At 49.2% G+C, this 14538-nt stretch carries 14 protein-coding genes and 1 pseudogene; all 15 read right to left on the reverse strand.

What is annotated here, in order from left to right:
- Positions 1-160 precede the first annotated feature (160 nt).
- On the reverse strand, positions 161-1114 hold the full coding sequence (gene trxB / locus G7035_RS07495) for a thioredoxin-disulfide reductase (RefSeq protein WP_013368806.1): 954 nt from the start codon (positions 1112-1114) through the stop codon (positions 161-163).
- Between the two features lie 39 nt (positions 1115-1153).
- A pseudogene (locus G7035_RS07500) lies at positions 1154-2922 on the reverse strand (tetratricopeptide repeat protein).
- Between the two features lie 233 nt (positions 2923-3155).
- Positions 3156-3980 carry a histidinol-phosphatase HisJ gene (gene hisJ / locus G7035_RS07505; protein ID WP_019685793.1) on the reverse strand — a complete coding sequence of 275 codons (825 nt, stop codon included), beginning with the start codon at positions 3978-3980 and terminating at the stop codon, positions 3156-3158.
- Between the two features lie 36 nt (positions 3981-4016).
- Positions 4017-4757 (reverse strand): bifunctional phosphoribosyl-AMP cyclohydrolase/phosphoribosyl-ATP diphosphatase HisIE, encoded by a 741-nt coding sequence (hisIE, locus tag G7035_RS07510; protein ID WP_019685792.1) that lies wholly within the window; start codon positions 4755-4757, stop codon positions 4017-4019.
- Positions 4754-5512, reverse strand: a complete 759-nt coding sequence (gene hisF, locus G7035_RS07515) for an imidazole glycerol phosphate synthase subunit HisF (protein WP_016820119.1) — start codon at positions 5510-5512, stop codon at positions 4754-4756. The genes hisIE and hisF overlap by 4 nt, the downstream gene beginning before the upstream one ends.
- Positions 5513-5523: 11 nt before the next feature.
- Entirely contained in the window at positions 5524-6255 is a 732-nt protein-coding gene (gene hisA / locus G7035_RS07520) for a 1-(5-phosphoribosyl)-5-[(5-phosphoribosylamino)methylideneamino]imidazole-4-carboxamide isomerase (RefSeq protein ID WP_019685791.1), read from the reverse strand.
- A 96-nt stretch (positions 6256-6351) separates the two neighbouring features.
- Positions 6352-6981 (reverse strand): imidazole glycerol phosphate synthase subunit HisH, encoded by a 630-nt coding sequence (hisH, locus tag G7035_RS07525; protein ID WP_016820117.1) that lies wholly within the window; start codon positions 6979-6981, stop codon positions 6352-6354.
- A gap of 3 nt (positions 6982-6984) precedes the next feature.
- Positions 6985-7593 (reverse strand): imidazoleglycerol-phosphate dehydratase HisB, encoded by a 609-nt coding sequence (gene hisB, locus G7035_RS07530; protein WP_029514775.1) that lies wholly within the window; start codon positions 7591-7593, stop codon positions 6985-6987.
- Positions 7577-8890 carry a histidinol dehydrogenase gene (gene hisD, locus G7035_RS07535; RefSeq protein ID WP_019685789.1) on the reverse strand — a complete coding sequence of 438 codons (1314 nt, stop codon included), beginning with the start codon at positions 8888-8890 and terminating at the stop codon, positions 7577-7579. Before hisD ends, hisB begins: the two co-directional genes overlap by 17 nt.
- Before the next feature lie 62 nt (positions 8891-8952).
- Complete coding sequence (gene hisG / locus G7035_RS07540) at positions 8953-9597, reverse strand: ATP phosphoribosyltransferase (RefSeq protein ID WP_016820114.1); 645 nt, start codon at positions 9595-9597, stop codon at positions 8953-8955.
- Entirely contained in the window at positions 9594-10799 is a 1206-nt protein-coding gene (locus tag G7035_RS07545; protein ID WP_019685788.1) for an ATP phosphoribosyltransferase regulatory subunit, read from the reverse strand. Before G7035_RS07545 ends, hisG begins: the two co-directional genes overlap by 4 nt.
- A 227-nt stretch (positions 10800-11026) precedes the next feature.
- Positions 11027-12178: an acyltransferase gene (locus G7035_RS07550; protein ID WP_019685787.1), complete on the reverse strand. Its 1152-nt coding sequence runs from the start codon at positions 12176-12178 to the stop codon at positions 11027-11029.
- A 145-nt stretch (positions 12179-12323) separates the two neighbouring features.
- On the reverse strand, positions 12324-12818 hold the full coding sequence (locus G7035_RS07555) for an acyltransferase (protein WP_019685786.1): 495 nt from the start codon (positions 12816-12818) through the stop codon (positions 12324-12326).
- Entirely contained in the window at positions 12815-13468 is a 654-nt protein-coding gene (ppaX, locus tag G7035_RS07560; protein ID WP_019685785.1) for a pyrophosphatase PpaX, read from the reverse strand. Before ppaX ends, G7035_RS07555 begins: the two co-directional genes overlap by 4 nt.
- The gene (lgt, locus tag G7035_RS07565; protein ID WP_019685784.1) at positions 13465-14520 is read right to left on the reverse strand and encodes a prolipoprotein diacylglyceryl transferase; all 1056 of its coding nucleotides are present in this window, start codon (positions 14518-14520) and stop codon (positions 13465-13467) included. Before lgt ends, ppaX begins: the two co-directional genes overlap by 4 nt.
- Positions 14521-14538: the final 18 nt, after the last annotated feature.

Genomic DNA, 14538 nt, shown 5'->3' on the forward strand with positions numbered 1-14538 from the left:
AGAATTGTTCAGCTCCGCTGAAAATTTATAAATTCAATAATCATAAAAAGGAGAAAGCCTGTGCAAATGCACCAGGCTTTCTCTTCCTGAACAAACAACGGGGCTTAACAGAGGGGGCTTAGCCCCTCACATGAGCCACTTTGTGTATTATAGACACTCTTTATTGATCCAGTGTTTCGCTCCAGTCGTGGACAGCGCTGCCTTCAAGATACTTCTCGCAATCCATAGCCGCCATACATCCCGTTCCCGCAGCCGTAATGGCTTGTCGATAACGGTTATCCTGCACGTCCCCACAGGCAAAAACACCCGGGATGTTCGTTTCCGTCGTGCCTGGCTTCACTTCAATATAGCCGTGTTCATCGGTATGAATTTGTCCGTTCAGGAAGCCTGTGTTCGGTGTATGGCCAATCGCCACAAACACGCCATCTGCCTCAATCAGCTCATCCTGGTTGGTCTCATTATTGTGTACTTTCAAGCCCTTTAAGCCAGTTTCCCCTGTTACAACTTCCAGAGGAGTCCGATTTAATGCCCAATGTACTTTTTCATTTTCACGTGCGCGGTCTTGCATAATTTTAGATGCCCGCAATTCGTCACGACGATGGACCAAGGTTACGCTGGAAGCGAAACGGGTCAAGAAGCTCGCTTCCTCCATGGCTGAATCGCCACCGCCGACCACGATAATCTTTTTCCCACGGAAAAAGAAGCCGTCGCAAGTTGCGCATGTGCTAACTCCGCGACCTACATTGTCCTGCTCACCCGGAATGCCGAGATATTTGGCGGACGCGCCTGTAGCAATAATAACCGACTCCGCCTCAATGATGCCTTTACCTTCTACCTTCACTTTAAAAGGGCGCTTGCTGAAATCGACTTCCTCTACCCAACCGGAAGTAAACTCAGCGCCAAAACGTTCGGCCTGCTTGCGCATGTTATCCATCAGCTCAGGTCCGAGGATACCTTGCTCAAAACCCGGGAAATTTTCAATTTCAGTCGTTGTGGTAAGCTGCCCACCGGGCTGCATTCCTTCAATGATCAGCGGATTCATGTTGGCGCGTGCCAAATAAATAGCGGCTGTGTAGCCTGCAGGACCTGTACCAATAATTATGGATTTATACATACGTTTGTTGCCTCCTTTAAGTGATGTTTGGAGCAGATGTTAGACCTGCTTTTTAAACGTGGAGAGCGGCTGCTTTAGCTTCTGTTTGATACCACACACGCTGTCAATTTGACGTGCGTAGCGGCTTACGGTCGATACGGAAATACCATAGCGGTCAGCTACTTCCTGATAGGTGACGGAATGATGATGCATTTTGGCTGTCAAATATTCAAGTGCAGCTGCCCATCCCTCAGTATGCTGAACCATCGGGACCTCTGGAGCAAGCCGATCCAAATACTCCTGCCAAAGTGATCTCAAATCATGCTGCATGGCCGGATCGGATGATTTGCTCATGACGGTTAGTACCTTGTCCAGCACGGCCTGCCATTGTGGATCAACTGGCGAAGCAGAGATGTCACCTTCAGTTGTATGCGGATCTTGCTCAGCCTCTAACCGCTCAGGATGTTCTGTTTCCGTGTGTGTATGCTGCACATCCTGCTCTGCCAGCTCTTGCAATACTTGCAAAGCACGGCGTTTGAGTTCACTCTCCTGATCAGGATCTTCTACGAAGGACTCCAGTGCCTGACGCACTTCATCGTCACCGATCAAGCTTAACGCCTGAATAACCTGTAGCTGAGTCGCTCGGTCTCCGTGGCGCAAGGCCCAGAAGAAAGATGATCGGATTAGCGGGTCCTTCTTCATACTGTCAGGCACCTGCTCAGCGCCAAACTTCTCCCACATGCGGAATTGCTCCTCAAACGGGAGATGATAGTGATAGCTGAGCACTTGCAGCGGTGTACCTTCCTGCTGAAGCTCTTCCAATCTGGATAGGAAAAACCTTGGAACCTCCGAGGAAGCATCCTGCTTTTGCAAATGACTCCATAACCGCCGAGCTTCCGCATATCTTCCCGTATTGCTGGCAGCCACCGCTGTGTAATGGTACAAAGAAGCGTCCGCATTGTTCTCTCCATTGCTATGAAGCAACCTGCGGAAATGCCTGTAGGCCTCCTCATGGCGCCCGAGAATCCCCATAGTGGTCGCCAGCTTGAACACCTGCTCCTCCTGAAACGGTATAGTGACCGCCAAGGTTTGAACCAGACGATCCAATTCTGGGCCGCCGCCTTCGTGCTGATAAAAAATCGCCAAGTTGCACAATGCGTGTAAATTACCCGGCTCATCCTCCAACACTTGAATAATGGTAGCCTTAGCATTTTGGAACAATCCCATGTAGTAATACGCTAGCGCCAGATTATTCCGCGCAGCGAACATGTCCGGTTGCTCCTCCGAAATTTGCTTGAGCAGTTGGGCTGCCTGAGCAAATTTTCCTTCCTCCAGCAGAACACGGGCCTGATCATGCTCGACCACTCCCTGCCGGGCCTTAATGCGGTTCAGCTTCGTTGGACGGTCCAGCTCATAATAGAGCAGCTCCATCATTTCCTCGGCTTCATCAAGAAACTGGCCTTCTTCGTCCTCCTCCAGGTACGTGACCAATGCTTTTTCCGCTTCTTCAAACTGCTCCATATTAGCGTAATTATTCGCCATATAGAAATAACATTCTGTCATCGACGAGTCTACGTCACTCAGAACAGAGGACAGGATCTCATTCGAACCTGCATAATCCCCCATCTCTGATAATATACCCGCCATATTGCAATGATTCACCGGATTATCCGGTTCATATTCAACGGCTTTGCGAAAATATTTCAATGCCTTGTCATAATGATTGCGATCAAGCGAGCGCACAGCTTTCTCAAAAAGAAAGATGCGTCGAAACGCAAAGCAATAATCTTAGGGCTAGGTTCCGAAACTCGCAGATGTTTCCCTTTCATAAATAACCAAGGCACCTCCTTTAAAAGTAACTGGCATGTTCATACCCTTCAGTATACCACAACTTCAAAACGACTTGACAGTCGATCCTACCTCATTCCAAAAAACGGTTCCGTACTCGTACCCCAATAGATACATATGCAAAAATACGCAAAATAGCCGAGCGCATTTCCCCTGTATGAAAGGCGCGTTCGGCTAGCAACTAGATATAACATGTAGACCCAATAAATAAGTATTATAGCGCTAACGGAACCCGTGAACGTTCACGGTGCTGAAATACAGCTAGCTCGCGATAGCCAACTTCATATAAAAGCGCCCGCGCCTTCTCCAAGTGCTCAGCCAGCTTTGCCGGATCATGGGCATCCGAGCCGATGGTCAACGGGATACCTAGCGTGAAAGCTTCCTCTAGCATGCGTCGGCTCGGAAACATTTCGGCACAGGGTTTGGAAAGCCCCGATGCATTCAGTTCCATTGCCCGACCACCGCGGGCTACGGCTGAGAGTGCGGAGCGCTCCAATTCACGCAGCTCATCCTCTTCCTCCGGCTTCGGATGATAGCCGAAACGTTTAATGACATCCAAATGACCCATGATGTCATATAAACCTGTAGCGGCCGCCTTGGAAACCGCATCATAATATGTGCGGTATACCTCCAGCACATTTTTGCCTTCCCAATGGTGTACCTGACGGAAGTCAGTGACATCCCACTCACCGAGAAAGTGGACGGAGCCAATCACATAATCCCATGGGTATGCATGGATGATATCTTCAATTTCGCGTTCCCAGCCCTCGATATAGTCGCCTTCCAAGCCAACACGAATATCAATTTGCCCTTTATAGCGCTCCTTCAGATCCAAGCATTCTTCCACGTATCGGGGCAGCTCATCCATAGGCATCGCCATTTCTGGATAATAGTTGGCCGGTTCTACATGCAGCAGCGGCATATGATCGGACAAACCGAGCTGATCCAGCCCCAGTCGAATTCCCTGCTGTACGTACTCCTCCAGACTTCCTATCGCATGCCCGCAGCGGGAATGATGCGTATGATAGTCAATTTTCATGTAGCCCTCCCCTTTTCAAACCCTACAATACCCGTCCTAATCACGACGAGGGCGTTCATGACGGCGATTCAGCTCAGCCAGCACGTCATCGAGTGGTAGCTTGCGCTCCTGCAACAGCACCAGCAGGTGATAAATCAGGTCGCTGACCTCCAGGCGCAGCTCCTCATTATCTTTGTTTTTGGCTGCAATAATCGTCTCGGAGGCTTCTTCGCCAACCTTCTTCAGGATTTTGTCTACGCCTTTATCAAAAAGATAGGTCGTATAGGCCCCTTCAGGACGTGTCTCCTCGCGCTCCTTAATAATTGCCTCCAATTGGGCGAGCACCTCAAAGCGGCCTTCTGAAGCATTGGAAATAGCATTGGTAGGGGTTCCCAATCTTTGAGCTCCTGCATTTCCTGCCCCAGCTGCTACAGCTGTTCCTGGCACGGAAATATCACGGGAAAAGCAACTCGTTGCGCCTGTATGACAGGCCGGACCGCTCGGAATGACACGCACCAATAGAGCATCGCCGTCACAATCCAGCTGGATGGAAGAGATCTTCTGCGTATTCCCTGAAGTTGCCCCCTTATGCCACAGCTCCTGTCTGGAACGTGACCAGAACCAGGTCTCTCCTGACTCCAAAGACAGTTTCAGCGACTCACGGTTCATGTAGGCCAGCGTCAATACCTGAAGCGTAGCATCATCCTGCACAATCGCCGAGACAAGCCCCGCCTCATTCCAGCGGACATTATCCAGTATCTGCTCCAGAGATAGCTGTTGGTTCAATTCGTTGCTCATCGTATCTCCACTCCTCTGCGCTTCAAATCTCGTTTCAACTCAGGAATTCCGATTTCTTTATAGTGAAAAATTGTTGCTGCTAATCCAGCATCTGCTTTACCTGACGTAAACACGTCATAGAAATGTTCCTGTTTGCCGGCTCCGCCGGAAGCAATCACCGGAATCCCTACGGTATCCGAAACAGCGGAAGTCAGTGGCAGGTCAAAGCCATCCTTGGTTCCATCTGCGTTCATGCTGGTCAGCAGAATCTCACCGGCTCCCAGTTGCTCTGCTTCCTTAGCCCAGGCCAAGGCTCGAATACCCGATGGCGTGCGGCCTCCGTGCGTGTATACCTCCCATTCGCCCCACGCCTCATTGTACTTGGCATCAATGGCAACAACGATACATTGTGAACCAAAGCTACGCGCACCTTCCGCAATCAGCTGCGGGTTGCGGACAGCTGCCGTATTTACGCCTATTTTATCAGCACCAGCCCGCAAAATGCGTTTCATATCATCGACATGAGATATCCCGCCACCTACGGTGAAAGGAATGGCAATTTCCCCGGCTGTCTGGCGAACTACTTCTTCCATCGTGGCGCGACCTTCAACCGAAGCGGATATATCCAGAAACACGATTTCGTCCGCCCCTTCCCGGTCATACAGCGCAGCCAGCTCCACCGGGTCACCTGCATCGCGCAAGTTCACAAAATTAACGCCCTTAACCACCCTGCCATCCTTTACATCCAGACAGGGAATAATACGTTTAGCCAGCATGCCTACTCCCCCTATGCCTTTGCTACAGCTTGTACGGCAACCTGTAAATCAATGCTCCCTGTATACAATGCTTTACCCACAATAGCACCGCCTACGCCTTCGTTCGCATAGGTGCTCAGTGTGATTAGATCATCCATCTTGCTGACACCGCCGGATGCAATCACGGTTCGTCCACTGCTTTTGGCAAGCGCTGCGATCGCCTCCACATTCGGACCCTGCATCATGCCGTCACGGGAAATATCTGTGAAAATAAATGTTTCAGCTCCCTTGGAGGCCAACTCAGCAGCCAATTCATCTGCTCGAACCTCCGAGGTTTCGAGCCATCCACGCGTAGCCACATAGCCATTTCGCGCATCTAGACCGATGGCGATCCGATCACCGTAGGTACCCAATACCGCTTCCGTAAAAGCACGATCCTCAATAGCTGCCGTGCCCAAAATCACCCGGCTCACGCCCAGCGACAACAGCCGTTCCACATGCTCGCGCGTACGTAAGCCGCCGCCCACTTGTACAGGTACTTGCACCGCAGAAGCGATCCGCCCAATGAGCGCATCGTTCACTGGTTGACCTGCTTTGGCACCGTCCAAATCAACCAAATGAATGTAGGGGCCACCCAAGCGCTCCCATTCTCGTGCTACTTCCACCGGATTTTCGTTGTATATCGTCTCCTGGTTATAATCACCTTGTACCAGTCGTACACATTTGCCATCGCGAATATCAATCGCCGGGTATATCGTGAACAAAGTTAAGACCCCCTTGTGAGCTATTCAACATCTATATGCCTTTACATCAATCAGCGACCAAAGTTGGCGTACCACCAAATGCAGACTCACGAATCGTTACGCTCGCTTTTTCGCTTCCGCTAGTTCCAAAAACTGACGAAGCAGGCGCATCCCCATTTCTCCGCTTTTCTCTGGATGGAACTGCATGCCATACACATGGCCTCTGCCCACGATAGCCGTTACGGGCCCACCGTAGTCGGTCACCGCCAGCAGATCACTTTCGACCTCCGGCTTCGCATGATAGGAATGCACAAAATACACATGCCCTTCCTCCAAGCCCTGCAACAGCGGGTGCTCCGGCTGAGTCATACGCAGACGATTCCAGCCCATATGCGGCACTTTAACGCCCAGATCAGGAGCAAACCGAACGACCTCGCCTGGTAAAATATTAAGTCCTTCATGACTGCCGTATTCTTCACCACGAGTGAACAATAGCTGCATTCCCAAACAAACACCGAGCAGCGGTTGTCCAGCACTTGCAACCTCCTGAATAACCCGGTCCAATCCGCTGGAACGCAGATGCTCCATCGCATCCCCGAAGGCCCCTACACCCGGCAAAATCACACCGCTGGAGGCACGAATCACTTGAGCATCTCCTGTCACTACAGCCTCAAAGCCAAGGCGCTCAACCGCCTTGCTCACACTATGCAGATTCCCTCTGCCGTAATCCACAATGGCAATGGACATGGACTACAGCACTCCCTTCGTTGAAGGCACTCCTGTCACCCGCGGATCAATGGAGGTCGCCTCATCCAAAGCACGCCCCAGCGCTTTGAACACCGCCTCAATCATATGGTGGGTATTTTGCCCGTAGTGAACAATGACGTGCAACGTCATGCGAGCCTCCAACGCAAATTTCCATAGAAATTCATGCACCAGCTCTGTCGAGAAGCTGCCTACATGCTGAGACGGGTACTCTGCACGATACTCAAAATGAGGTCGATTACTCAGATCAATAACAACCTGCGCGAGCGCCTCATCCATCGGTACAAAGACGCTGGCATAGCGCTTTATGCCTTTTTTATCACCCAATGCTTCCAGCAAGGTTTGCCCCAGACAGATCCCAATGTCCTCGACGGTATGGTGGTCGTCGATATCCACATCCCCTCTGGCCTGTACATTAAGATCAAATTGTCCGTGCTTGGTGAACAAATCTAGCATGTGATTTAAAAAAGGAACATCCGTTTCAATCTCTGCCTGCCCTGTCCCGTCTACTGCAAATGACAGCTGAATGTCTGTTTCATTCGTTTTCCGGCTGACACTGCCTGTACGCCCTGCTTCGTTATTTTCGTTCCCCATCGCCATCCACCGCCTTCTTCTCATTGTCCAATCGAACTTGTATCGCCCTTGCGTGGCCTTCCAGCCCTTCATGCCGGGCAAGCTGCATAATGGTCTCTCCATTGCGCAGCAGTGCTTCCTTGCTGTAATAGATCATACTCGACTTCTTGATAAAATCATCAATGTCCACTGGCGAGGAAAAACGCGCCGTTCCATTCGTCGGGATGATGTGGTTAGGTCCGGCAAAATAATCGCCTACCGGCTCCGAGCTGTACGCTCCCAGAAAAATAGCTCCTGCATTTTCGATCATCCCCATATGTTCCATCGGCTGCTCTGTCATGATCTCCAAATGCTCGGGCGCAAGCCGATTGACAATACGGATGCCCTCTTCCAAATTGTCAACGACAATGATGGCTCCGTATGCCTCTACCGATGCAGCAGCAATATCTCTGCGCGGCAACTCCGCCAATTGGCGCTCTACCTCGGCTGATACTTCTTCGGCCAAGCGTTGCGAGGGCGTAACCAGTATGGCTGAGGCCATTTCGTCATGTTCCGCCTGTGAAAGTAGGTCAGCCGCTACATAAGAGGGATTGGCCGTGTCATCAGCCAATACGACAATTTCACTCGGTCCCGCAATACTGTCGATATCCACTGCACCGTATACCTCACGCTTCGCCAGCGCTACATAAATGTTGCCAGGACCGCAAATTTTATCGACCGGTTCAATACTATGTGTCCCGTATGCAAGAGAGGCAATGGCCTGCGCTCCGCCAACCCTGAATATTTCCGTTACACCAGCCTCTGCCGCAGCTACCAGTGTATAGGGGTCGATCCCTGCCTTGCCGCCTGTCGCTGGGGGTGTCACCATAACGATCTCCGGTACTCCAGCCACCTGAGCGGGAATGACATTCATCAACACCGAGGATGGATAGGCGGCTTTACCGCCTGGAACATACACGCCTACACGTTTCAACGGCCGGATGATTTGACCGAGTAAGCTACCGTCTGGCTGTAAATCCATCCATGAGTTACGCTTTTGCTTGAGGTGAAAAGCGCGAATATGATCCGCCGCTTCTCGAATTGCCTGTATAAATGAAGGCTCTACCTTGTCATAGGCCGACTTTAATTCTTCATCTGTCACACGAAGCTGATCCGCTGTCAGCGATACACCATCAAACGTTTCCGTATACCGCAGAACAGCCTCATCCCCCTCTTGGCGTACCGATTGAATAATGGTACGCACAGCCTCGTTTTGCTCCGGTGTTCCGTAATCCACCTCTCGTTGGAGGCTGAAATCACGGGCTGCTACGATCTTCATTTGCTCATTCCCCCTACCTGCTGCTTGCTTGCAGAATGTTCCTGAACCGTTGCTCCGTTCCTTTAATCCTTCGGTACTACTTCAGTTGGGATCACCTGATGCAATCGATCACACAATGCCTGAATCGGACCATTTTTCATCCGGTAACTGACCCGGTTGGCAATCAAACGACTGGTAATATCCAGTATGCTAATCTGCTCAACCAATCCGTTCTCCCGCAAGGTCTGTCCCGTCTCCACCATATCTACAATGCGATCTGCCAGACCAATTAACGGCGCCAGCTCGATGGAGCCGTTCAGCTTAATGACCTCCACCTGCTGACCTTGCTCCCGAAAATACTGGGAAGCCACATTTGGATATTTGGTAGCGACCCGCTGACGAATACCTGGTTGCCAATCAGGTAAAGCAATTACCGACATCCGGCAACGGGCAATCCCCAGATCCAGTAGCTCATATACATCCTTGTTTTCTTCCAGCAAAACATCCTTACCGACAATGCCGATGTCAGCTGCACCATACTCCACATACGTAGGAACATCGACGGGCTTCGCCATAATAAATTCCATTCCCAGCTCAGGCAATGGGATGACCAACTTGCGGGTTTCATCCACATCCAGTGGAATTGGAACCCCTGCCTGGCGGAACAACTTGGAAGCCTGCTTGTAAATCCGTCCCTTCGGCATGGCTACCTTCAATGTTTCCGTCATGACAATTCCCCCCTTTGTACGGGCCGTCTTCCTTCAGCTGTATAGCTGTATACCTCTGCGTACAGATCCTGCTGCTCACGACGTCGATCCTCCGGTCCCCCCGTGAGTCCTGTCACCACAGTAAAATCCTCTGCACGTAGCTGTGCTGCGGCGGATAGCGCCTCTTGTCGTTCCTGCTCGTCATAACGGATAAATATCGGACGCTTCGTCTCAATTGAAATACCATCCACACCATCGACGATTCGGTTCGTCTTCAATGCGAATCCCGTTGCCGGTACCGATCGCCCAAACTGCTGAAGCAGATTGTCATAACGACCTCCGTTGCATACCGGAAACCCAATTTCCGCTGCATAGCCCTCAAAAGTCATTCCTGTATAATATGAAAAATCACCGATCATGGTAAGGTCAATTAACACATGCTCAGATACGCCGTATGCCTCCAGCACTTCCCACACCTCGCACAAATGTGCAATGGATTGAATCGTCTGCTGCTCCACACTAAGGCGAGTAGCCTGCTCGCAAATTTCCTTCCCACCACGAAGCCGAAGAATGGCCTCCAGCTTATCCCGATGCGCGGGGGCCAAACCTAAAGCTTCAATCGCCGCTCGGTAGCCCACTACATCACGACTGAGCAACAGTTCTTTTAGTGCTTGCTGTTCAGCCTGGCGACCTGGAATGATCTCTTCAAATAACCCGTTCAGGAATCCCACATGTCCCATGGCAATTTTAAAAGAGTTAACACCCGCTGCCTGCAATGATGCAATGGCCAATGCTACAACCTCTGCATCAGCCTCAGGTGAATCATCCCCTACCAGCTCCACGCCTGTTTGAAAAAACTCCGCCTCTCTTCCTGCCTCTTCCTCAATCGCTCGAAATACATTGGCGTGATAGGACAGGCGAAGCGGTACTTCTTCTTCCTTTAGCAACGAAGACACCACCCGTGCAATCGGAGCAGTCATATCAGAACGAAGTACCAACGTAGTCCCCCGGTTGTTGAGCAATTTAAACAGCTTCCGATCAGAAGTAGAACTAGCCACTCCCACTGTATCGTAGTATTCCATCGTAGGCGTCATAATCTGACGGTAACCCCAACGCTCCATACATGCGAGTACATTCAGTTCAATGGCCCGCAGCTTCGACACTGCACGTGGAAGATAATCTCGAACCCCTACAGGAATCTCAAATCCTTTTGGCTTAGACATCTCTATCACCTCATGATTTCACAATATCTTTATCATGGTAAAGTGCTAACAAACTAAAGTATATTCGATATATTATCATGCCCTACTTATGAACGTCAACCAAACGTAGCAGCCCATTTTTACAGCCCGGACAAGTCGCTGTCCCTCTCTATATTTTATCCAATGCAAAATACATGAATCCTAAAAAAAGACTGTCAGCCTTAAGCCAACAGTCCAAGTCAAAGTATTTAGTAGTTTGCCTGTTCATCTTTACTCTGGGATGGAAACTTCGGAACTGTCCCCAAACCGATCCATGAAAATGGTACATATCGAAAAAACAACGTCACAATCAGCCATGTTCCAAACAGCGCCAACACCCATCCGCCAGCAACAGAGAAGACATATTCTATGGGTGTACCATGCAAATCCAGTTTGCGATACACTCGTAATAACGCCGGATGAAGTAAATAAATACCGAAAGAACATGCTCCCAGCCAACTGATGAACATTCGCAGTCTATCACTAGTATGACGATATAAAAAAACCGATAACTGAAACAGCACCAATGCAGATACGAGAGCATATGCATTATGTAGCAGTTCATAGACCAGCGAGTCTGCATAAATGGCTTTGCGGTAGGCTACAAACCATACTTGTACATAAACGACCCCCAGTAATAACCAAGCCGCCCACAGGGCCCACCAGCTGATCAATCGACCGCGACCTATTACCGTGCCTGGGACTGGAAAAAGCCACCTTTTAAACCCTTCGTATCCAATCGCTACAGCGGCACCCAAGGCAAAGTAACTGATATACGTAATCGCAAGGCTTCCTCTCTCCTCTTGCCAAACGTATTTGTTCAGTAGTACAAACCCCCATTGAATGACTAACCCTACTGTCAAAATGACAAAAGCTGCTCTCCGCGGACTCGATAACCAATGACGTAAACGCTGCACTCCCCACAACAACAGCGGAAAGACCAAATAAAATTGGATGATGATAATGACATAATACAAATGCGTATACGCTTTTCCCGTTAGCAGCACGAGCGGAAGATCACTAAGCGGCATCAACCCACGTGTCACCAAGGTCAAATAGTACATAAGAGAAAATAAAACGTAGGGTAACACAATAAACATCAGTCTTTTTCGAAAAAACAAAAGCATACTCTTTCCACGAAGTGGCCGATCGACATAATTGTAAAATAGAACAAAGCCGCTCACAAAAATAAATACAGGCACTGCAAAGCTGCTAAACATATTTAAAAATAAAAAAGGATAAAACAATAGAGAATGACGCGCATCAATCAAAGCCATTGAAGTTGCATGGATGGTAATGACGGCCGCAATTAATATTCCCCGATAAATATCAAGCTCTGGTATACGTTCTTTTTTGACCAAATCAACACGCTCCCATATCGCTTTGCAAAAATATCTTTTATCAATTTTTAAACATAACCAACATGTATTACCCACTTATTATACAGAAAAACTGCACAAGAAAGACCCCTTAATATACAAGGGGCCTTTCTTAATGTACTATTGACTACTCATCCACACCAGAGCGTCTTAAATCACGCAATGGATTACCGCCTACAAAAGCACCTGCCGGTACATCTTTATGCACAACCGCTCCGGCCGCTACCACAGCCCCGTCACCGATGGTAACACCCGGCAAAATGGTTGTGTTTGCGCCGATCAGCACACGATCCCCGATCACCACTTTACCGATGCGATACTCCTGTATAAGGTATTCATGAGCCAGTATGGTCGTGTTATATCCAATGACCGAATTGTTCCCGATTGTGATATGCTCTGGAAAAAAAACATCCACCATCACCATCAGACCGAAGGCTGCATGTTGCCCAACCTTCATCCCCAGCATTCTGCGGTAGATAACATTTTTCAGAGAAAGCACAGGACAATACCGGGCAATCTGTATAAAAATGAAGTTCTTAACGCCTTTCCAAGGGCTCACCGTCCGATAAATTTGCCACAATGCATTGGGACCTTCTACAGGATAGCGGTTCACCTTTCTCACGATACATTGACACCTTGAAGCTCCAGCTTCAGCAAATCCCTCATATCATATAGCATATAGTCTGGTCCATATCCGCGCAGAGTTTCCTCACCCTTGAGCGACCAGGCCACTCCCGCAGATTTCACACCTGCCGCCTGAGCTGACAAAATATCAAAGGAACTGTCTCCAACCATCAACGTATGTTCCGCTTTAGCATTCAAACCTGCCAAAGCCTTGAGCACTGGCTCCGCGTGAGGCTTCGGATGCTCCACATCGTCTACCGTAACAATATAATCCATAGAGGAAGTCAGATTAAACAGGTTAAGTACACGTATCGTGGATGGTCGTATTTTAGTTGTCACAACCCCCAACTTAATTCCTCGTGCACGTAGCTCCTGAATAACCTCAATAACATATGGAAATGGCTTCACCATTTGATCATGATGAATTTGATTATAAGCACGGTAGTCTTTAACTAGCCCAGATACATCCGTTAATCCCGTAAAAGTACGGAGTTGATCGTCCAGCGTTCCCCCCATATGAGGAATAATGTGCTCCCGCGTTAGCGGATCCGCATCTGGATGGTTCAAAATGTGTAAAAATGTGCTGATTATCAACTCATTCGTATCCATAATGGTACCGTCTAAATCAAACAAAATCGTATTTATCATAGATGCTCCTTCTTGTCCTCATCCGTGTCTTCCTTAGATAGCTTATCCGCTGTGGCTGTTGAAGAAACCGCATCCTGCCCAGGACGGGATACTTGTTCTGGCGTCATATCAGGTACCTGATCAATCCCCGTCTTGCTGGAGACAATCGGGTCGCTATATCTCGCAACGGCCGAGCCCTTCCGACGACGAACCAAGATAAAAATCACGGCAGCCACAATGATGAAAATAGCAAGCAACTGTGAGATCCGTACATTACCGTAATTCGGGTCCAAGTACCCCGGTTCAAACCCTAGCCATACCATAGGGGACCACAGAGCATTCACAAAGGAAGCCAGCCAGTCCGGTCCCTGAAAGGCCAAGCTGTCCGTCCGCACCCGCTCGATGAAAAAGCGACCAATAGAGTACCAAATGAAGTAAAATGCAAACATTTCACCCGCACGTACAAATTTCATCCGGCGAATCACAAGCAGCAAAATCACGCCTACAATACTCCACAGCGATTCGTACAGGAACGTAGGGTGGTGAAACACCCCGTTAACGTTCATCTGATTCACAATGAAATCCGGTAGATGCAGCTGACTGCGCAAAAAAGTCTCCTCCGTTGGTCCACCGTAAGCCTCTTGATTGACAAAATTACCCCAGCGTCCAATCGCTTGACCGATTAATAGACCCGGCGCACAAATATCAGCAACACGCCAGAAGTTATATCCTTTATAACGGAAATAAATAACCGCACATATAATAGCACCAATCAACGCACCATATATCGCGATACCGCCATTCCAAATTTTAAAGATATCCCATAGATTATCCCGGTAGTCTTCCCATTTGAAGGCTACATAATAAATACGCGCTCCAATAATGGCCGATGGAACACCCAGAAGCAGCATATCCATAAAGAATTCCTGCGGAATACCGAATCTTTTTCCCTCACGGATGGCGAGATATAAACCCACAAGCGCCGCCAGCCCCAAAATAAGCCCATACCAATGGACCTTGATTGCCCCGATTGAAAAAGCAATCGGATTCAGCAGTAATGTTGCCGTTGACATATGTTTCTCTCACTCCTT

Origin of the sequence: Paenibacillus polymyxa (assembly GCF_015710975.1) — a bacterium.
Classification (GTDB): domain Bacteria; phylum Bacillota; class Bacilli; order Paenibacillales; family Paenibacillaceae; genus Paenibacillus; species Paenibacillus polymyxa.

Excerpts from the sequence above, each read along its gene's own strand:
- trxB (WP_013368806.1), bottom strand. The coding sequence starts at position 1,114 with ATGTATAAATCCATAATTATTGGTACAGGTCCTGCAGGCTACACAGCC.
- hisJ (WP_019685793.1), bottom strand. The coding sequence starts at position 3,980 with ATGAAAATTGACTATCATACGCATCATTCCCGCTGCGGGCATGCGATA.
- hisIE (WP_019685792.1), bottom strand. The coding sequence starts at position 4,757 with ATGAGCAACGAATTGAACCAACAGCTATCTCTGGAGCAGATACTGGAT.
- hisF (WP_016820119.1), bottom strand. The coding sequence starts at position 5,512 with ATGCTGGCTAAACGTATTATTCCCTGTCTGGATGTAAAGGATGGCAGG.
- hisH (WP_016820117.1), bottom strand. The coding sequence starts at position 6,981 with ATGTCCATTGCCATTGTGGATTACGGCAGAGGGAATCTGCATAGTGTG.
- hisB (WP_029514775.1), bottom strand. The coding sequence starts at position 7,593 with ATGGGGAACGAAAATAACGAAGCAGGGCGTACAGGCAGTGTCAGCCGG.
- hisD (WP_019685789.1), bottom strand. The coding sequence starts at position 8,890 with ATGAAGATCGTAGCAGCCCGTGATTTCAGCCTCCAACGAGAGGTGGAT.
- hisG (WP_016820114.1), bottom strand. The coding sequence starts at position 9,597 with ATGACGGAAACATTGAAGGTAGCCATGCCGAAGGGACGGATTTACAAG.
- G7035_RS07545 (WP_019685788.1), bottom strand. The coding sequence starts at position 10,799 with ATGTCTAAGCCAAAAGGATTTGAGATTCCTGTAGGGGTTCGAGATTAT.
- ppaX (WP_019685785.1), bottom strand. The coding sequence starts at position 13,468 with ATGATAAATACGATTTTGTTTGATTTAGACGGTACCATTATGGATACG.
- lgt (WP_019685784.1), bottom strand. The coding sequence starts at position 14,520 with ATGTCAACGGCAACATTACTGCTGAATCCGATTGCTTTTTCAATCGGG.